This window comes from Candidatus Nanopelagicales bacterium (assembly GCA_018003655.1).
Taxonomy (GTDB): Bacteria; Actinomycetota; Actinomycetes; order S36-B12; family UBA10799; genus JAGNDY01.
On record JAGNDY010000037.1, the window covers coordinates 1 to 19,890 of the forward strand.

General features: G+C 62.9%; 15 protein-coding genes. 2 read left to right on the top strand and 13 right to left on the bottom strand.

Going from position 1 to position 19,890, the window contains the following annotated elements; translation table 11 throughout:
• Positions 1-213 precede the first annotated feature (213 nt).
• Positions 214-1,299: a branched-chain amino acid aminotransferase gene (locus KAZ48_06720; protein MBP7972476.1), complete on the bottom strand. Its 1,086-nt coding sequence runs from the start codon at positions 1,297-1,299 to the stop codon at positions 214-216.
• 117 nt (positions 1,300-1,416) lie between these two features.
• A complete protein-coding gene (locus KAZ48_06725) occupies positions 1,417-2,481 on the bottom strand; it encodes a 3-isopropylmalate dehydrogenase (protein MBP7972477.1) in 1,065 nt (354 codons plus the stop codon).
• Positions 2,482-2,739: 258 nt separating this feature from the next.
• Here KAZ48_06725 and leuA point away from each other — a divergent pair, with 258 nt between their 5' ends.
• Positions 2,740-4,440 carry a 2-isopropylmalate synthase gene (gene leuA / locus KAZ48_06730; GenBank protein ID MBP7972478.1) on the top strand — a complete coding sequence of 567 codons (1,701 nt, stop codon included), beginning with the start codon at positions 2,740-2,742 and terminating at the stop codon, positions 4,438-4,440.
• Positions 4,441-4,465: 25 nt separating this feature from the next.
• On the opposite strand, the gene KAZ48_06735 is transcribed toward leuA, so the two are convergent.
• The 8 genes from KAZ48_06735 to ilvD all read right to left on the bottom strand — a co-directional run bounded on the left by KAZ48_06735 (position 4,466) and on the right by ilvD (position 16,044).
• Positions 4,466-6,730, bottom strand: a complete 2,265-nt coding sequence (locus tag KAZ48_06735) for an EAL domain-containing protein (GenBank protein MBP7972479.1) — start codon at positions 6,728-6,730, stop codon at positions 4,466-4,468.
• 230 nt (positions 6,731-6,960) lie between these two features.
• Positions 6,961-8,547: a phosphoglycerate dehydrogenase gene (locus tag KAZ48_06740; GenBank protein ID MBP7972480.1), complete on the bottom strand. Its 1,587-nt coding sequence runs from the start codon at positions 8,545-8,547 to the stop codon at positions 6,961-6,963.
• 92 nt (positions 8,548-8,639) lie between these two features.
• The gene (locus KAZ48_06745) at positions 8,640-9,881 is read right to left on the bottom strand and encodes a DUF2029 domain-containing protein (GenBank protein MBP7972481.1); all 1,242 of its coding nucleotides are present in this window, start codon (positions 9,879-9,881) and stop codon (positions 8,640-8,642) included.
• On the bottom strand, positions 9,878-10,909 hold the full coding sequence (ilvC, locus tag KAZ48_06750; protein ID MBP7972482.1) for a ketol-acid reductoisomerase: 1,032 nt from the start codon (positions 10,907-10,909) through the stop codon (positions 9,878-9,880). The genes KAZ48_06745 and ilvC overlap by 4 nt, the downstream gene beginning before the upstream one ends.
• Before the next feature lie 78 nt (positions 10,910-10,987).
• Positions 10,988-11,725, bottom strand: coding sequence for a phosphatase PAP2 family protein (locus KAZ48_06755; protein MBP7972483.1), 738 nt, complete (start codon positions 11,723-11,725; stop codon positions 10,988-10,990).
• Positions 11,715-12,230: an acetolactate synthase small subunit gene (ilvN, locus tag KAZ48_06760; GenBank protein ID MBP7972484.1), complete on the bottom strand. Its 516-nt coding sequence runs from the start codon at positions 12,228-12,230 to the stop codon at positions 11,715-11,717. Before ilvN ends, KAZ48_06755 begins: the two co-directional genes overlap by 11 nt.
• A gap of 1 nt (position 12,231) precedes the next feature.
• Positions 12,232-14,121 (bottom strand): acetolactate synthase large subunit, encoded by a 1,890-nt coding sequence (locus KAZ48_06765; protein MBP7972485.1) that lies wholly within the window; start codon positions 14,119-14,121, stop codon positions 12,232-12,234.
• A 231-nt stretch (positions 14,122-14,352) separates the two neighbouring features.
• A complete protein-coding gene (gene ilvD, locus KAZ48_06770; protein ID MBP7972486.1) occupies positions 14,353-16,044 on the bottom strand; it encodes a dihydroxy-acid dehydratase in 1,692 nt (563 codons plus the stop codon).
• A gap of 33 nt (positions 16,045-16,077) precedes the next feature.
• On the opposite strand from ilvD, the gene KAZ48_06775 reads away from it, so the two are divergent.
• Entirely contained in the window at positions 16,078-17,049 is a 972-nt protein-coding gene (locus KAZ48_06775; protein MBP7972487.1) for an alpha/beta fold hydrolase, read from the top strand.
• Positions 17,050-17,081: 32 nt separating this feature from the next.
• On the opposite strand, the gene KAZ48_06780 is transcribed toward KAZ48_06775, so the two are convergent.
• The 3 genes from KAZ48_06780 to KAZ48_06790 form a co-directional block, all read right to left on the bottom strand.
• Entirely contained in the window at positions 17,082-17,870 is a 789-nt protein-coding gene (locus KAZ48_06780; GenBank protein MBP7972488.1) for a MerR family transcriptional regulator, read from the bottom strand.
• 84 nt (positions 17,871-17,954) lie between these two features.
• On the bottom strand, positions 17,955-19,475 hold the full coding sequence (gene gatB, locus KAZ48_06785) for an Asp-tRNA(Asn)/Glu-tRNA(Gln) amidotransferase subunit GatB (GenBank protein ID MBP7972489.1): 1,521 nt from the start codon (positions 19,473-19,475) through the stop codon (positions 17,955-17,957).
• Positions 19,472-19,890, bottom strand: a 419-nt coding sequence (locus KAZ48_06790; protein ID MBP7972490.1) for an Asp-tRNA(Asn)/Glu-tRNA(Gln) amidotransferase GatCAB subunit A, incomplete at its 5' end; no start/stop codon positions are given. The genes gatB and KAZ48_06790, both read right to left, overlap by 4 nt.

Genomic DNA, 19,890 nt, shown 5'->3' on the forward strand with positions numbered 1-19,890 from the left:
TCTTGCCTTCTTCGGTTGCTATTCAAGCTCTGCGGGTCTGGGTTCCGTTGGGCATCAAAAAACCCCCGTATCGGCAAGGACAGGGGGCGGCGCGCCGAGGGCCAACGGAGGCGGACGGCGCGCTAGCCAATAATGGCGACAAAGGTCACGCTGTCAGTGTGACACAGCGCCGCCCCTGCGCCAACCGAAGGTGCCCGGGATCGCGCAGCGACATCAAGCCGTCCGGTGCACCCAACCGTGCGGGTCTGCGGCGATGCCGAGCTGGATGTTAAGCAGGGCATCACGCAAGGCCATGGTCACCGGACCTGGCTCGCCAGCACCGATCTCCCACCCACCGGCAGCTGATTTCACTTCCCCGACCGGAGTGATCACCGCTGCGGTGCCGCACGCGAAGACTTCACTCAAGGCGCCGGAGGTTGCGTCGTTGCGCCAGTCCTCGGTGTTGATGCGCCGTTGCTCAACTGGGATGCCCAGGTCTGCGGCGAGCGTGATCAGCGAATCTCGGGTGATTCCCGGCAGCAACGCGCCGGACAGCGGCGGGGTGACCAACCGCGCATCCTCACCTGAACCGTAGACAAAGAAGAGATTCATTCCGCCCATCTCCTCCACCCAACGGTGCTCGGCCGCGTCGAGCCACACCACTTGATCGCACCCATTCTCGATCGCCTCCGCCTGGGCGACCAGCGAAGCCGCGTAGTTACCCGCGCACTTAGCCTCCCCGGTTCCGCCCGGCGCTGCCCGCACATAGTCCTCACATAGCCACACGCTGACGGGCTTGACGCCTTGCGGGAAGTAGGGGCCTGCTGGCGACGCAATGAGCAGGTAGCTATAGGAATCCGCCGGACGTACTCCCAAGCCGACCTCGGTGCTGAACATGAATGGGCGCAAATACAGCGATCGATCTTCCCCGCTGGGCACCCAGGCCCGGTCTTGCTCTAGCAAAATATCCAATGATCCGAGGAAATATTCGTCGGGCAACTCAGGCATCGCGAGCCTGCGTGCCGAGGCTCGGAACCGTTCCGCGTTCTTCTCTGGCCGGAAGGTCGCGATGGATCCGTCACCGTGCCGATAGGCCTTCAAACCCTCAAAGATCGATTGGCCGTAGTGCACAAAGTTCGTTGCCGGATCAATCGCGATCGGCGCATAGGGCACCAACTCGGGGTTGTGCCACCCCTTCTCTGAAGTCCAGATGACGCGCGCCATGTGATCAGTGAAGTATCGACCGAAACCAGGATCGGCAAGGATCGCGTCGCGAACATCGTCAGCCACCGGATGGCTGGCAAGCTCTAGGTCAAACAGATCGGCATCTTGGGACACGTGAACTCCTTGGGCTGGTGGAGACAGAGTAGGCGACCGAGACCGACTCGCGCCCGTGCCTTACTGCTCGCAGAGCGCGTTGCGGACGTCCTCGAATGACTAACCGGTGCCTGCGACAGCGGCCGCCAGCGCATCGCCAATCTCAGTGGTCGAGCGGGTCTGTGAGCCCCGGTTAGCCCGGTTAGCCAGATCTGCAGCGACGGCGGCCTGGATTCGCTCGGCGGCGGCAGCTTCCCCAAGGTGCTCCAACAACATGGCCGCTGACATAACCGCCGCTGTCGGGTCGGCAATACCTTGACCGGCGATGTCCGGCGCCGAGCCGTGCACCGGCTCGAACATGCTCGGTGCGGTCCCGTCGACATTCAGGTTTCCAGAGGCGGCCAGCCCGATTCCACCAGCGACGGCGGCGCCGAGGTCGGTGAGGATGTCGCCGAACATGTTGTCGGTGATAATCACATCAAAGCGACCGGGGTCGGTGACGAAGTAGATCGTCGCAGCATCGATGTGGCAGTAGTCGACAGTGACGGTTGGAAAGTCAACGGCGACCGCATTGACGACCCGCTGGTAGAGATCACCCGCATGAACCAACACGTTGGTCTTGTGGACCAGCGTCAGCTTGCTGCGCGGTCGGGCGGCGGCTCGCTCAAACGCGTCGCGCACGATCCTCTCGACACCGGACCAGGTGTTGATGCTTTCTTCGGTCGCGACTTCGCCCACGGTGTTCTTGCGTAGGAAACCGCCAGCACCGCAGTAAAGGCCCTCGGTGCCTTCCCGGCAAACAATCATGTCGACGGTCTCAGTTGTGGCCGTCGCAACTGGCGAGGTCACACCGGGAAGAAGTTGGACGGGGCGCAAGTTGACAGCGTGATCGAGCTCAAAACGCATGCGCAGCAGCAGTCCGCGTTCCAACACGCCGGGTGGGACGCTCGGGTCGCCAATGGCACCGAGCAGGATCGCGTCATGACTGCGTAGCTGGGCAAGCACGGCATCGGGCAGCGCCTCGCCGCTCGAGTGGTATTGCCTGGCGCCGAGGTCGTACTCGGTGGTGTCGAACGTGACGTCGTCTCGGGCAGCTGCGGCCTGGAGGACTTTGAGCGCCTCTGCGGTGACCTCTATTCCAATACCGTCGCCGGGGATGACTGCAAGCTTGTATGAGCGGGACATGGGGTGAAGATTACTTCCCCGCCTCAGCGGCGCTTTGGCGCCGTGGAGTAGTCCCCTGTTACGCTGTTTGCGTGGCGAGCTTGCGTCTCCTCCTTAGCTGCCGCGGCAGGGTTTGACCGACCGGTCCCCAGTCGCGGCTTTTGCGCTGCCACCGATCTCGGTTACAGCGCCACCGGTCACCAAGCGAACCTTCGCACCTCACTGGAGACCACGAACATGAACGCATACGAAGAACGCAACGCCCAGCAGCCTTCTGGCATGCCGATTCACCGTTACCACCCCTTTGCGCCGGTACCGCTGTCCGACCGCACCTGGCCAGACTCGACCATCACCCAAGCCCCACGCTGGTGTGCGGTCGATTTGCGCGACGGCAACCAAGCGCTGATCGACCCCATGTCCCCGGCTCGCAAGCGACGGATGTTCGAGTTACTGGTCGCCATGGGCTACAAAGAGATCGAGGTGGGGTTCCCGTCCGCTTCGCAAACCGACTTCGACTTCATCCGGGAGTTGATCGAAGAGGATCTGATTCCCGACGACGTTGCTATCCAGGTCCTGACGCAAGCCCGCGACCACCTGATCGAGCGAACGTACGAGTCGATTCGCGGTGCCAAGCAGGCGATCGTCCACCTGTACAACTCGACGTCAACGCTGCAGCGTCGCGTGGTCTTCGGCTTGGACCGGGATGGCATCAAGGACATCGCCGTGCACGGGGCCCAATTGTGCCGCAAGTACGCCGAAGCGATGCCGGAGACGGACATCTACTTCGAGTACTCCCCCGAGTCGTATACCGGCACGGAGTTGGAGTTTGCCGTTGAGGTCTGCAACGCCGTCAGCGAAGTCTGGGAACCGACGCCGGAACGGAAAGTGATCTACAACCTGCCCGCCACAGTCGAGATGGCGACGCCCAACGTGTACGCCGACTCGATCGAGTGGATGAGCCGGCACCTCAACCACCGCGACTCAGTGGTGTTGTCGCTGCACCCGCACAACGATCGCGGGACAGCCGTTGCCGCCGCCGAATTGGCGTACATGGCCGGCGCAGACCGGATCGAGGGGTGCTTGTTCGGCAATGGTGAGCGCACGGGGAACGTCTGCCTGGTGACCCTGGGCATGAATCTGTTCAGTCAGGGAATCGATCCACAGATCGACTTCAGCGATATCGACGACATTCGACGCACAGTCGAGTACTGCAACCAACTACCGGTCAACGAACGTCACCCGTACGGCGGCGATCTGGTCTACACCGCGTTCTCCGGCTCGCATCAAGACGCGATCAACAAGGGCCTGGCCGCGATGGCCTTCGACGCCGACGAGGCTGGGGTGGCGATCGACGACTTCCGCTGGGAAGTGCCCTACCTGCCGATTGATCCCAAGGACGTCGGCAGAACCTACGAGGCCGTCATCCGCGTTAACTCGCAGTCGGGCAAGGGCGGCGTTGCCTACATCATGAAGACCGAGTATTCGATGGACCTGCCCCGGCGCCTGCAAATCGAATTCAGCCAGGTCATCCAACGCCTGACTGATGCCGAGGGTGGCGAGGTCTCAGGCGGGCAGATGTGGCAGTCGTTTAGCGACGAGTACCTGCCCAACTCAGCTGTCCCGTGGGGTCGATTCGCGCTGGTGAAACATGCACTTTCCAGCGAGGTCGATGGCGACACCGTTGTGCACGTCGAACTGACCGACAACGGCGTTCCAGTGGAGATCAGCGGGCACGGCAACGGACCGATCGCCGCGTTCTGCGACGCGATGTCCTCCCTAGGCATTGACGTGCGGGTTCACGACTACGCCGAGCATGCGCTGTCTTCAGGCGGAGATGCGAAGGCGGCTTCCTACCTCGAGTGCGCGATCCATGGTCGCGTGCTGTGGGGCGTGGGGATCGACTCATCCATCGTCACGTCGAGCCTCAAGGCGGTCGTCAGCGCGGTGAACCGGGCCCAGCGAGACGCCGATTCCGACTGACTACCCGACGTGTGCCGCCTGAGCTTCAGGACGGTTCCACCGCAACCGGTGGCGAGCATTCGCGGGGTGCGGGGATTGTTGGGGAGTCGAATTGCGACGCGGGCACGGGCCTGCCGAAGTGATATCCCTGGATGTACTCGGCGCCGAGTTCGCGAACGATTTCGAGTTGGGCGATCGTCTCGACCCCTTCGGCGACTACAACTCGGCCAAGGTCGTGGGAGATCCGGATGACAGCTTCGACGATCGCTCGGTCATGAGGATTCTCGACCATTCCGCGAACGAACGACCGGTCGACCTTGATGATGTCGGCGGGCATCACCCGTAGCGCCGACAGACTCGCATAGCCGGTGCCGAAGTCGTCGATCGACAGCCTGACTCCGAGCGCGTCCAGCTCCTCCAAAACGCTGACCGCACGGGATTCCGGGTCGAGTAGCGCGCGCTCGGTAACCTCCAGGATCAACCGATTCGGCGCGATGTCCCGGTCGGCCAGTTCCCGCTTGACGAATGTCACGAAGTCAACATCGAGCAACTGAAGAACGGCGAGATTCACCGCGACCTGGGAATCTGGCTGGCTGCCGGAACGGTCGTGCAGCCAGTCGAGTGCTTGTCGCAGCATGACGCGCCCGAGGGCGACGATTAGTCCGCTGGCCTCGGCGACCTCGATGAACTCCCCTGGTCCGTGTATCACGCCGTCCGCTGTCCGAATTCGCGCCAATGCCTCGGCCCCGACGACCGCGAAGGTGGATGACTCAATGACGGGCTGGAACCACGCCTCAATCCCGTCGTCGGCGATCGCCTGTCGGATGAGCGTCTCAGTGGCCAGCCGGTCTGTCATCTTGCGTTCGAGCGCTTCGGAGTAGAACACGACGGCTGGATCTGGCCGACCTTTGGCTTCTAGGAGCGCAACATCTGCGCGCAGTACCACTCCTTCCGGATCGGTTGCTGGCCACGTCTGCAGGGCCACTCCGATGTCGATGCCGAGCGTGTCGAATGCATCCCCCAACGGCATCGCCTCACTGACTCTCTCGGTGATCGACTCGGTCAGTCGATCGACCATCGCCGACTCATCCGCACGGTGAATTAGGACGACGAATTCGTCGCCACCGAAACGCGCAACCAAGCCTGCGCCACCGACAGCCGACTCGATGCGCCGAGCGGCTTCGACCAACGCACCGTCACCAGCAGCGTGGCCGAGGGTGTCGTTGATCTGCTTGAAACCGCGCAGATCGCAGAACAAGACCGCCCTGGTCACCCAAGCACCGCGAATGTTGCCCAGTGGCGGACTAACGATGTGTTCAAGCATGGCTCGCCGATTGGTCAGGCCCGTGAGCCAGTCCTGGCTGAGTTCGGCGGCCAACTCCACTCGAGCATTTCGGTACGCCTCGGCGATTGATCCCGCCGCGTATGCGCTCAGACATGTCAGCACCAGGAAGACCTGCGTGGAGAACAAGAGCCGATCATTCTGATCTGTTCCTTGGAACAGACCCAGATTCTGTGTCGCGGCGATTGCACCGATGGTGACGGTAATAGAGGCGACAACGCCCGCAGCCGAAATTCCGAATCGGATCGCGATCCAGGCGAGTAGCGGCACCAGCAATGCGACTTTGAACGGCACGCTGTCTATTTGGATCTGGGTGAGGAATACCCAGCAGGCAACCAGAGTGACCACAACGGCGTTGCCGAGGTACTCAGCGACCCGTTTCCAACGAATGCCGGGGGGACGGCGGAATGCCAGGAAGATCGGCGCCGCGATCAAGATGCCGGACATGTCGCCGAGCCACCACGCAAAGAAGTTGTCTACCCACTGCCCGCCGAACGATCCACTCACCGCGAGCCCGCCCACTGTGGCGGTCAGCAGGACCACCAGGATCGTCAGGGCCGTGAACTTCACCAACTCGACTGGTCGACGCAGTTCAGTTGCGCCAACCACTTTCAGCGCGAGGCCGAGCAGGACCGCTTCCGTCGTTGTTGCGACCACCCACAGCGGAGTTGTTCCGAGCGTGACTCCCTCAAATACTTGGGTGCCCACAAACTCGGCGACTGCTAGTGCGCCCGCGGCCGCTGGTACCCAGCGCATTGGCAACCGAGCGACGAGAGCGACAAAAACGGCGACCGGCATCCAAAAGACCGCGACATGCAATTCGGGGGAAAAGACGGTCGTTCGTGCGATAGGCACCAATGCAAGGTAGAGCACGAACGCGCCCACGATCAGGAGGCGTTCGTCTACGTGGTTCGGCAGATCGGCTGTGGGCGGCTGTTTGCGCGCAGCGACGGATGGCGGACTACTCACAGCCACCTCCGACACCCGAACGCTGCAGCCAAAAGTGATCTTGCATCTCCACAAATCACTTGAATTGCTGCGCCCACTGTGCCCGCAGATCGCGCTTGTAGCCACTTGAACCCTTCGATTCGGCAATTTCAAGCGCTACGCAACGGCCGAGTGCTGTCAGAGAACCCGAAGTAGCTCGAACATCCGACGGTTGGCCGGGGTCTGACCCCCGCCGTTTGAGGTGGCCAGCCTCAGACGAGGTCTACCGCATTGACGGCTTCAGCACCGATGCCAGCAGCGATCTGGTCGAGCACGTCGGTGGGGATCGCTGAGTCGACCGTCAGCGCTATCAACGCCTCGCCACCAGCCTTGGTACGGCTGACCTGCATTCCCGCGATGTTTACGCCCGCTCCGCCGAGGATCTGACCGACAGCACCGACGATTCCGGGCTTGTCCGCGTACGTGTAGAAAGCCATATGGTCGCTGACGGGCACGTCGATTTCAAAACCGTTGATCTCAACGAGTTTCTCGATGTCACGAAGGCCAGAAACAGTTCCAGCGGCCGACACTGAGCGGCCATCCGTGAGCGCGAGCCGAACGCGGACGATAGAGCGGTGATCCTCGCACTCGACCTCTTTGAGAATCTCCGTCGAGACGCCCCGGTCGGCGGCCAGCACCGGGGCATTCACGTAGCTGACGGGATCTTCGACTAACACGGCGAAGACACCCTTAAGCGCCGAAAGCTCTAGCACCTGCACGTCGTTCTCGGACAATTCACCGCCGACTTCGATGCGCACTTGGTCGATCGGCGCGGGAGCGAGGGTCGATGCAATGCAACCAAGCTTCTCGGCGAGTTCGACGTAGGGACGCACCGGCTCGTCGATGCTTCCGCCCTTGACGTTGACCGCGTCCGGAACAAGCTCACCGGCGAGAGCGAGGCGCACCGACTTGGCCACAGCCACGCCGGCCTTCTCCTGCGCCTCGTCGGTGCTGGCGCCGAGGTGCGGTGTCGCAACGACGTTGTCCAGAGTGAAAAGCGGTGAATCGGTGCAGGGCTCCTTGGCGTAGACGTCCAATCCGGCACCGGCAACCCGGCCCTGCGACAGCGCGTCGAACAGGGCTTGCTCGTCCACGATGCCACCGCGGGCAGCGTTGACAATGTGGACGGTCGGCTTGACCTTGGTCAGCGCCTCGACACCGATGAGGCCTAGCGTCTCCTTGTTCTTCGGCAGGTGAACGGTGATGAAATCGCTCTCGCCGAGCAGCTCATCCAACTCGACCATGCGCACGCCGAGTTGGGCGGCGCGACCAGGCTGCACGAACGGGTCATAGGCAATCAGCTGAACACCGAAGGCCGACAGTCGTTGGGCGACCAGCAGCCCGATGCGACCGAGTCCAACAACGCCGACGACCTTGTCGGACAGTTCCACGCCGGAGTACTTCGAGCGCTTCCATTCGTTGTTGCGCAGGGCCTGGTGTGCGGGGGAAATATTGCGGGCACTCGCCAACAGCAGCGCCACCGCGAGTTCTGCCGCGGACACGATGTTCGACGTTGGTGCGTTGACGACCATGACACCAGCGTTCGTGGCAGCGTCGACATCCACGTTGTCGAGCCCAACGCCCGCGCGGGCAACGACTTTCAGGTTCTTTGCTGCCGCGATGGCCTCGGCATCTACCTGCGTTGCCGAGCGCACCAGAATTGCGTCTACATCGGCGATGGCGGGCAATAGCTCGGCGCGATCAGCGCCGTCGCAATGGCGTACCTCAAAGTCGGGACCGAGCGCCTCAATAGTCGCCGGGGAAAGTTCTTCTGCGATCAGCACGATGGGCTTGGACACGCGCCGTACTCCTTAGCCAAGTGGCGATGTGGGTTGGACCAGAGTGGTCGAACCGTGAACCTTGAGTGTAACGAGCAAGCTTGTGAAAGTTTTCACGAACCCATCTGGGCAGGCTCTCGCAGCGAGTTGTCTTCTGTTGTCCGCGGCACTATCACGCGGGCTCGCCACGCCGCAACGAGGATCAGGAGGCCAGCGACTGAATAGCCCGTGACCAACAGTTGCGCCGTTGGTGTGAGTTCGCCGGTACCCACGAGGATTTTCGCTGCGTACGACTCCGGGTGCCCCACCGACACACCAAACAGCGTCACGGCGGCCAGCCCGGCCCAAGCGGCGGCCGCGCGATGGCCTGCACGCCAACCCCGCAGGGCCAACAATCCGAAAACCGGCACGATGGCGATGATCCAGATCCAATGGTGGTCCCACGAGATCGGCAATGCCACCAGGCCCGCAACTGCCATGACGCACAGGCTCACCAGCCGGTTGCGACGCCACCAATCCGTCGCGAGCCACGTTCCTGCCGCCAACACGGCGACCGCGATAACCAGCCAGACGATCTGCGCGTACGGCGGTTCGACCGCTCGGGTCACCACCCCAAGAACGGACGAGTTGTCGGTGCGGGCGGCATTGCCAACACGCTCGGAATCGAAGATCAATTCAGTCCAGTAGCGCCAGCCACTTGCCGGCTGGATGAGGAAGCCGACGAGCACCGTTGCTGCGAAGGTCGCGCACCCGACCCAGAACTGCCGCCAGCGCCGAGTCGTCGCCATGAGCAGGAGGAACAGACCCGGGGTGACCTTGATTCCAGTCGCAAGCCCCGTCAAGACGCCGCGACCCCGCACGACGACAAACGTGTCTAGCAAGATCATCAACATCAGCACCAGGCCGATCTGACCCAGATTGAACAGATGCACAACAGGCCGTTCAACCAGCGCCACAGCTATCAGAACCACAGCCAACGGCCACCCACTCCACGGCAACGTCCGACCCGCAACGGCCTCAAGTTGCCCGCCGACGATGCGGCAGACAACGGCGAGGAGCACGAAGTTCAGGACAAAGAAGATCAGACCGGCAGTACTGGCGCTCAGGAAGGCAAACGGGATCACCAGCACCGCCGCGAACGGCGGATAGGTGAATACCAGTGTGCCCTGGTTGACCGTAGGGTCAACATACGGAACCGATACGTCGTAGAGCGGCTGGCCGTGCAGCAGCGCAGCGGCCGCCGTGTGGTAAACCCGGAAGTCACCTAGCCACGGCGGTAGGTACCAGGCAGCCTTGATGAGCACCGCGATCGCCAGCAACACCCACGGTGCTGCTCGGATCGCGCGTTGGCTCAACGGGCAGCTGTCCCCTCCACATAGTCGTCGTCACCGGCATCGACCCACGACATCAACTTGCGCAGCTCGCGGCCGGTGGCCTCGATGGGGTGTTTTTCGGCAGCTTCGCGCATTGACTTGAATTCTGGAGCGCCAGCGTCCTGATCGTCGATGAATCGCTTGGCAAAAGCACCCGACTGGATGTCGGCCAACACAGCCTTCATGTTGTCCTTGACGCGGTCGTCGATGACGCGCGGGCCGGAGACGTAGTCCCCATACTCAGCGGTGTCGGAAACCGACCAGCGCTGCTTGGCAATGCCACCCTCGTACATCAGATCAACGATGAGCTTGAGCTCGTGCAGACACTCGAAATAGGCAACCTCGGGCTGGTAACCCGCCTCAGTGAGCACCTCGAAGCCCTTCATGACCAACTCAGATGCTCCGCCACAGAGCACCGCCTGCTCGCCGAACAGATCGGTCTCGGTCTCCTCCGTGAAGGTGGTCTTGATCCCGCCCGCGCGAAGTGCTCCGATCGCCGACGCGTACGACAGCACCAGTGGCCAGGCATTACCGGTGGCGTCCTGTTCCACCGCAACGATCGCGGGCACGCCGCGCCCAGCCTCGTACTCGCGGCGAACCAGGTGACCAGGGCCTTTCGGAGCGACCATGCAGACGTCAACGTTGTCCGGTGGGTTGATGTAGTCGAACCGAATGTTGAAGCCGTGGGCGAAGAACAGCGCATCGCCAGCGTTCAGATTCGGCTCGATGGCTTCTGCGTAAAGGCCGCGCTGAACCGGATCGGGAACCAGCACCATGATGAGGTCAGCCTCGACACACGCGGTCGCAGGATCGACGACGCGGAGTCCAGCAGCCTCTGCCTTGGCGCGGCTCTTGGAACCCTCGGCCAGACCGACCCGGACATCGACCCCGGAGTCACGCAGGCTCAGGGCGTGCGCGTGGCCTTGCGAACCGTACCCGAGCACCGCAACCTTGCGGCTCTGGATGATGGACAGGTCTGCATCTGCGTCGTAGAAGAGCTCAGCCACGATCGTTCGGTCTCCTTATTGGTCTGGATTGGTGGTTTTCCATCATGAAGATTGTCAGTTCTTGCCTGCGGGAAGCCTACGTTAGCCACCGGTTGGCGTGCTCACGGCGGCCAACTCCGGACCTTGCATGCTGCGCCGGTTACGGATGATCAACGCGAGGGCAGAGACGATCAGAACCCATCCGAGCGCGAGCATCCAGCCGCCGACTACGTCAGCGGGCCAATGGACACCGAGGAACAGCCTGCTCGGTCCGGCGAGCAGCCCAAACACCACGAGGACCCAACCCAACCCTGTGCCTACACGCCCACTGATGACATACATCGCGATCAGCCCTACGACTGACCACACGTAGATCCCACTCATCGTGTGCCCGGAGGGGAACGATCCGCCGACCTCGGTGATCAGCGGATCGGGCCAACTGGGCCGGGCACGATCCACCAGATGCTTGACCGTCTCGCTGATCACGACTCCGCCAATAGCGCAGGTGATCAAGTAGCCAGCCCAGCCCCGATGTCGGGTAGCGAGTAGTGCCACTGCGACGACGATCGTGAAGACCGTCGAACCAATCGGACCCTCGCCCCAGTGCCAAACCAGGGTCAGTTGTTTGAGCCAGTGGGCATGTGCGTCGAGATCGACAAACCAACTGCCTACTCGGTAGTCGGAAGTGCTTAGCCAGTCTGCGTGGGTGGCGGCCGAGACAGCCAGGAACGCCGCGAAGGCCCAACAGAGAGCGGCAATTCCAAAGTAGAGCGGCGCTCTGTCTGCAGTTGGCAGCGCTCGCGTCTGCGAGCCCGCCCGCTCGCTGGCCTCAGCCGGCACTGCGCAACGAACGGTCGGTGATCGACCGTGGTCCCCGACCCATGGCGACCATGCCCGACTGCACCAGTTCCTTGATGCCGAATGGCTCGAGCATCTTCAGTAGTGCCTCAAGCTTGCCGGTGGCTCCCGTGGCCTCGATCGTGACGCTGTCAGGTGCGACGTCGACCACCTTGGCGCGGAAGAGGTTCACCGTCTCCAACACGTGGGAGCGGGTCTCCATGTCTGCCCTGACTTTGACCAGGATGAGCTCACGGGAAACGGTGGTGGGAGCCTCCAGCTCAACGATCTTGATGACGTTGATCAGCTTGTTCAGTTGTTTGGTCACCTGCTCCAGCGGCAGACCCGTGACGGAGACAACGATCGTCATCCGGGAGATCGTCGGGACCTCGGTCGGGCCCACCGCGAGGGACTCGATGTTGAACCCACGGCGACTGAAGAGGGCCGCCACCCGCGCCAGGACACCCGGCTTGTTCTCGACCAGCACCGACAAAGTGTGACGGCTCATCTCATTCCTCCCGGTCCCACGCCGGCGCCAGGCTGCGCGCCACCGTGATCTTGTCGTTGCTGGTTCCGGCTGGAACCATCGGCCACACCATCGCGTCCTTGTGCACTTGGAAATCGATGACCACGGGTGCGTCGTTGAGGCTCATTGCCTTCTCGATCGTGGCGGTCACGTCGTCCGGTGAGTCGCAACGCAACCCGTGACAGCCATAGGCGTCGGCGAGCTTGACGAAGTCCGGAATGAGGTGGGTATTCAGATCGGTGTTCGAGTAACGCTCGTTGTAGAACAGCGACTGCCACTGGCGCACCATGCCAAGCGTTCCGTTGTTGATGACCCCCACCTTGATGGGGATGTCGTTGATAGCGCAGGTGGCGAGTTCCTGATTGGTCATCTGGAAGCAGCCGTCGCCGTCGATCGCCCAGACGACGCTGTTAGGTGAGCCGACCTTGGCTCCCATTGCGGCGGGCACGGCGAATCCCATTGTGCCCAGGCCGCCGGAGTTGATCCAGTGACCTGGTTTCTCGTACTCCACGAACTGGGCCGCCCACATTTGGTGTTGGCCGACACCGGCCACGTAGTAGGCATCCGGTCCAGCGACTTGGCCGATCTGTTCGATCACGTACTGCGGGGCGACCTCACCATTGGATGGGCGGTCATACCCGAGCGGGAACTGCGCGCGCCACTCATTGAGCTGGCGCCACCAACCCTCGTAATCGCCCACCCGGCCCGCCGCATGTTCGACCTCGATCGCGTTGATCAGCTCGGTGATGACCTCCCGGGCATCGCCGACGATCGGCACATCGGCGTGACGATTCTTGCCGATTTCGGCCGGATCAATGTCCGCGTGGATGATGGCAGCGTCAGGGGCGAACGACGCCAGGTGGCCGGTGACGCGATCGTCGAATCTGGTGCCCAACGCGATGATCAGATCGCTGCGCTGCAGGGCACCCACGGCGGCAACCGTGCCGTGCATTCCGGGCATGCCGAGGTTCAACGCGTGTGAGTCCGGGAAGGCACCGCGCGCCATCAACGTGGTGACGACTGGGGCGCCGGTGAGTTCTGCGAGCTTGCGAAGCTGCTCGGAAGCTCCGGAGCGAACCACGCCGCCACCGACATAGAGGACGGGTTTGCGTGCGCTGGTAATCAGGCCAGCGGCCTCACGCACCTGCTTGCCGTGTGGACGGGTCTTCGGGCGGTAGCCGGGGAGGTCGATCGAGTCCGGCCAGGTGAAGGTGGTCTGGGCCTGCAGTGCGTCCTTCGATATGTCCACCAGGACCGGTCCGGGGCGCCCCGTACTCGCCAGGTAGAACGCCTCCGCGACGGCACGCGGAATCTCGGCCGGGTCGGTCACCAGGTAGTTGTGCTTGGTGATCGGCATCGAGATGCCGCGAATGTCGGCCTCCTGAAACGCGTCAGTGCCGATCGCCGCGCTGGCGACCTGGCCAGTGATCGCAACCATCGGCACCGAATCCATGTAGGCGTCGGCCAGCGGTGTGACCAGGTTGGTTGCGCCTGGTCCCGATGTCGCCATGCAGACACCCACTTTGCCCGAGCTGTAGGCGTATCCCTCAGCCGCGTGGCCAGCGCCCTGCTCATGCCGAACCAGGATGTGACGCACGGAAGCAGAGTCCATCAACGGGTCGTACGCGGGCAGGATCGCCCCACCCGGAATACCGAAGACCGTGTCGACGTCGGCGGCCTCCAGCGATCGGATCAAGCTCGCGGCGCCGGACATCGGAGTCCCGTTCGTCACCTCGGTCATTACGTCCTCACTCGTTGCTGTCGTGTGCGATCGAACCTGTCGTGGATCGAAGCTGGTGTTTTGTTGCCCGGCGGTTGGGTGGATCGCACCCGGACCGCCGGGCAACAAGAAACCCCCCGGCCCGGAGGGCATCGAGGGGTCGCGCGGCTGCTGAGTTCTGCTCAGCTGACGCGCGGTCTGCGTACTACGAGGTCGGTGTAACGCACGAGTCGAGGATAACCACCCGCCTGCGCCGCTGTCATCCCCGGCCCCTATGACCTACGTCTCCTGCACACCCGCCACCCTGCGAAGTTACCCAGCGGTATGGCTGTTTCCCGGCCGGGAAACAGCCATACCGCTGGGTAACTTCCTCGTTTGAGCGGGTTAGTCGCAGACCGCGCCCTTGGATGCAGAGCCGACGAGGCGGGCGTACTTGTGCAAGACGCCGCGGGTGTACCGGGGTGGGAGTGGCGCGAAGTTGGCTCGGCGGCGTTGCAATTCGTCGGCCTCGACCAGTAGGTCGAGCGTTCGTGCCTTGAGATCGATGCGAACGCGATCACCATCGCGGACTAAAGCGATCGGCCCGCCATCGTGGGCTTCGGGAGCAACGTGACCGACGCACAGCCCGGTCGTGCCGCCACTGAAGCGACCATCGGTGAGCAGCAGCACGTCCTTGCCCAAACCGGCACCCTTGATCGCGCCGGTGATCATCAACATCTCACGCATGCCCGGCCCACCCTTGGGTCCTTCAAATCGAATGACCACCACGTCGCCAGCCTGGATGTTGCCGTCCTCCAGCGCATCCATCGCTGACCGTTCACGGTCAAACACCTTGGCCACGCCCTCGAATGTGTCCACTCCGATGCCAGCGCTCTTGCAGACGGCTCCCTCCGGAGCAAGGGAACCGCCAAGGATCGTGATGCCACCAGAACTGTCCAGCGGTGACTTCATTGCTCGCAAAATCTCGCCATCGGGATTCTGCGTAGTCAGTGCCTCAATGTTTTCTGCGACCGTCTTGCCGGTGACCGTCATGCAATCACCGTTGATCAGGTCAGCGTCGTAAAGCGCCCGCATGACCACCGGAACTCCACCCACGCGGTCGACGTCACTCATCACGTACTTGCCGAATGGCTTGACGTTGGCCAGCAGCGGGACTCGTTCACCGATGCGTTGGAAGTCGGCCATCTCAAGGTCGACGTCGGCCTCGTGCGCGATCGCCAGCAGGTGCAACACCGCGTTGGTGGAACCGCCGAATGCCATCACGATGCTGATCGCGTTTTCCAGCGATTCCCGGGTGATGATGTCGCGAGTGGTGATCCCCTGCCGGATGAGCTCCACCACCGCCTCGCCGGAACGGCGCGAGAAGCCATCCCGACGGCGATCAACGGCCGGCGGCGCGGCTGAACCCGGCAGCGACATCCCCATCGCCTCGGCCGCGCTGGCCATCGTGTTGGCGGTGTACATCCCGCCACAGGCGCCTTCGCCGGGGCAGATCGCGCGTTCGATCTCGTCGACATCTGCGCGGCTGATGAGCCCACGTGAGCATGCACCGACCGCCTCGAATGCATCGATGATGGTGACGTCCCGATCCCCTACCCGACCGGGCAGGATCGAACCGGCGTAGACGAAGACGCTGGCGACGTCCACGCGCGCCGATGCCATCAACATGCCGGGCAGGCTCTTGTCACACCCGGCAAAGGTGACCATCCCGTCGAGCCGCTCAGCTTGCATCACGGCCTCGACTGAGTCGGCGATGATCTCGCGGCTGACCAGCGAGAAGTGCATCCCCTCGTGACCCATCGAAATACCGTCAGAGACCGAGATAGTTCCGAACTGCATGGGGAAGCCACCGGCCGCGTGCACACCCTCCTTGGCGTTGATTGCCAAGCGGGCGAGCGACAAGTTGCACGGGGTGATCTCGTTCCACGACGAGGCGATCCCGATCTGGGGCTTAGCGAAGTCGTCGTCATCCATGCCTACCGCGCGCAACATGCCGCGAGCGGCCGCCCGCTCCAGGCCATCGGTGACGTCTTTGCTTCGGGGCTTCAAATCAGACATGTTCGCAAGCCTACGCATCGCGACGAGTCGATCCATGTCACCCTAGGAGTTGTGTACTCGACCTTCCGGTACGAGTCAGCGGATGGGACGACGCTGCTCGGGTGGACCAACAATGGTGAAGGCCCCACCGTCTTGGTGTGCAATGGCCTCGGTGTCCCGCCGGAAGCCTGGCCGCGGCTGCTTGATCCGAACTGCGGATACCGCGTGTTCGGCTACAACCACCGTGGTGGACTTGGCTCGGACAAACCGGCCGACCGCGAGCGCATTCGCATCGACGACCACGTTGCCGATGCCTTCGCCCTGATGGACCTGATGGGCTTGGACAAGGTGATCCTGCTGGCCTGGTCCTACGGCGTGAACATCAGTTTCGAGATAACCAAGCGAGCGCCCGATCGGGTCGCCGGGCTGGTGATGTGTGCAGGCGTTCCCGGCGGGACGTTGGAAGCCGCATTCGCGCCGCTCATGGTGCCGCGACCACTGCGCAAACCGCTCGGTTTGGCGGCGGCAAGAATCGGCGAGTTCATCTCGCCGCAATTGAACGTGTTGGCACGCACCGTACCCAAGAACCGCCTGCTGGCAGACTTCCTGCGAAACACCCGGGTGATCATGCCGACCGCCAAATCCGAGGATGTGGTCGCGTGGATGGAAGCATTTGCGGCGCACGATTTCGCCTGGTACTTCCATATGTTCCCGGCGGCTGGCGAACACGAGCCGATCGATCCTACGTTTGTGCAAGTACCCATCACCGTGGCCGCTGGCGGCTTGGATGCGCTGACGTCAATGCGAGACGTCGTCGGGTTTGCCGAGCAGATCGAGCATGCCGAAATCCACGTATTGCAGGGGACTCACTTCCTGCCGCTGGAGTTCCCCGACGAGATTATGGCGATGCTCGACGGGGTGCTGGAACGATCTGAACTTGCCGACCAGCGGATCCACGAGCCCCGCGAATCTGTCATCGACGTCCGTACCGTCGCTGGCCAGACTTTCTTCGACCACGAGGTCCAGCCCAGCACGGCAACCTGACCGTTGTCGGGCAACCGGCAACCACGCTCCGCCTAGCCGCTCGCCAGCGCGTTACTAGCGTAGATATTCATGGCGTCACGCAAGAATTCGGCAAGCCGCGGGTCCAGCGCGTCATAACGTGCCCGGAAATCCAGACTGTCGACGTACATCTGCCCGAGTCCGGCGTACGACTGCGCGTCCGGTGTCCAGAATTGCGAAACGACGGCGAAGTGTTGGGCGATAAGTGCCTGCACCCCGTCATCGTCGGCCGGCACTGCGGCCTGGACCATCTCGGTCAAGGCGATCTCCACGGACTGGAAGCCCTCGGCTATCTCGGCCGCCTGTTCCCTGTCCAATTTGCCAACCCGACGCCAACTCTGATCAATCAGCACTTGCGCCTCGGGCCCGTAACGCTCCACCAGTTGGGCCTCGTACTCCTGCTGCTTCGCCGGGTCAAAACCGGCAAAGACCTCTCCCGTGCTCATACTCGGACCTCCGTCCAATACTTCAATCGTTCGATCGACCGTCGCCAGGAGGCGATCGAGTTGTGCCTGACGGTCAACGACCTGCAACCGGTGTTGCCGCAACGCCTCGACTTCGGTCGTCTGCTCAGCAAGAATCGACTGAATCAGCTCAAGGCCAAGGTCGAGTTCGCGCATGAGCAGGATCCGCTGCAGTCGCAGCAACTGTTCGCGGCCGTACATTCGGACCCCACCGCTGGCAACGGCGGCCGGCGCCAGCAAACCGACGTCGTCATAGTGGCGCAGGGTTCGTGACGAGACGCCAGCCAGCTTGACCAACTGCTGGATCGGGATGAGCTGACCGCTGGCGATATCTTCCATGCCAACGACGGTAGAGCTTGACGCGGCGTCAACCGCAAGCCTGCCGCCGAACTGCTTCGAATGTTCGGCCAGCAGCCTGCCAAGCTAACCGGCTTCGACGCCAAGCTTCTCGAACAGCAATTCCCGTACGCGACCGGCATCGGCTTGACCCCGGGTCGCCTTCATGACCGCGCCCACGATGACTCCGGCCGCCTGCGGCTTGCCGCCGGCGATTCGCTCGACAACGTCGGGGTTAGCCGCGACGGCCTCATCGATGGCCGCCAGCAGTGGACCGTCGTCGGACACGACTGCCAGCCCGCGGGCCGCCACCACCTCGTCAGGGTCACCTTCGCCAGCCAGCACACCCTCGATGACCTTGCGCGCGAGCTTGTCGTTGAGGCCTCCCTCGTCGACCAACGCCGCGAGTCGGGCGACTTGTGCCGGGGTGATCGCCAGGTCCGCCAACTCGACCCCTTCAGAGTTGGCAACCCGAGTCAGTTCGCCGAGCCACCACTTGCGGGCTGCCGAGTGATCGGCGCCCGCATCGACCGTGGCCAGCACCAACTCCACCGCGCCGGCGTGGACCACCGAAGCCATGTCGAAGTCCGACAGTCCCCAGTCGGCCTGGATGCGCGCCAGCCGCAACGCGATCGGCTCCGGCAAGTCAGCTCGCAGTTGCTCAATCCACGCCGGATCGGGTGCAATCGGAATCAAGTCCGGCTCGGGGAAGTAGCGATAGTCCTCCGCATCGGACTTCTCCCGACCGGAGGTGGTGTTGCCGTCGTTCTCGTGGAAGTGGCGAGTTTCCTGGACAACCTTGTCGCCAGCATTGAGCACCCCGGCCTGCCGGATAATCTCCGAGCGCACGGCGCGTTCAACTGATCGCAACGAGTTCACGTTCTTGGTTTCGGTGCGAGTGCCGAGTTGCCCGGCGTCCGGCAGCATCAACGAGACGTTGGCGTCACACCGCAACGAGCCCTGCTCCATCCGGACATCTGACACCCCCAGGCCGCGCACGAGTTCACGCAGTTGGGTCACGTATGCCCGACCTACCTCTGGCGCTAGTGATCCGGCACCCTCGACCGGTTTGGTCACGATCTCGATCAACGGCACGCCCGCACGGTTGTAGTCGACCAGCGAGTAGTCCGCTCCGTGGATCCGACCGGTGTCCCCGCCGGTGTGCAGCAACTTGCCGGTGTCCTCCTCCATGTGGACGCGCTCGATCTCGACCCGGACGGTTCGGTGTTCACCGGACTCATCCACCACGTCCACGTCGAGCCAGCCGTCACTGCAGAGTGGCTCGTCGTACTGGCTGATCTGGTAGTCCTTGGGCATATCCGGATAGAAATAGTTCTTGCGCGCGAACCGACACCACGCGGCGATCGAACAGTTCAGTGCGAGCCCGATCTTGATGGTGGCTTCGACGGCGGCCTGGTTGACAACGGGCAAAGAACCGGGCAGGCCCAGGCACGTGGGACACACCTGCGTGTTCGGTGCCGCACCGAATTCGGTGGGACAACCACAGAACATCTTCGACTGAGTCGACAGTTCGACGTGAACCTCGAACCCCAGCACCGGCACGTAGCGAGCGAGTGCGTCGTCATACTTCACCGCGGTGGTCGTCATAGCGTCGGAGCCTCCTCGATCAGCAGGTGTCCCCATCGGTCGAAGAGCGCCGCCTCGATCGCAGCTCCGACGTTGTAGAGCCTGTCGTCGGCCATGGCCGGGGCCATGATCTGCAGGCCTACCGGTAGCCCATCCTCGGGGGCCAGTCCAATCGGCAGACTCATCGCGCAGTTGCCGGCCAGGTTCACCGGAATGGTGGCGACATCGTTGAGGTACATCGACAACGGATCGTCGAGCTTCTCCCCAAGTCTGAAGGCCGTGGTTGGCGCCGTCGGTGAGATCAGCACGTCCACGTCGGCAAACGCATTGGCGAAGTCCTGCGCGATCAGCGTTCGAACCTTCTGCGCTTGGCCGTAGTAGGCGTCGTAATACCCACTGGACAGCGCATAGGTTCCGAGCATGATCCGCCGCTTGA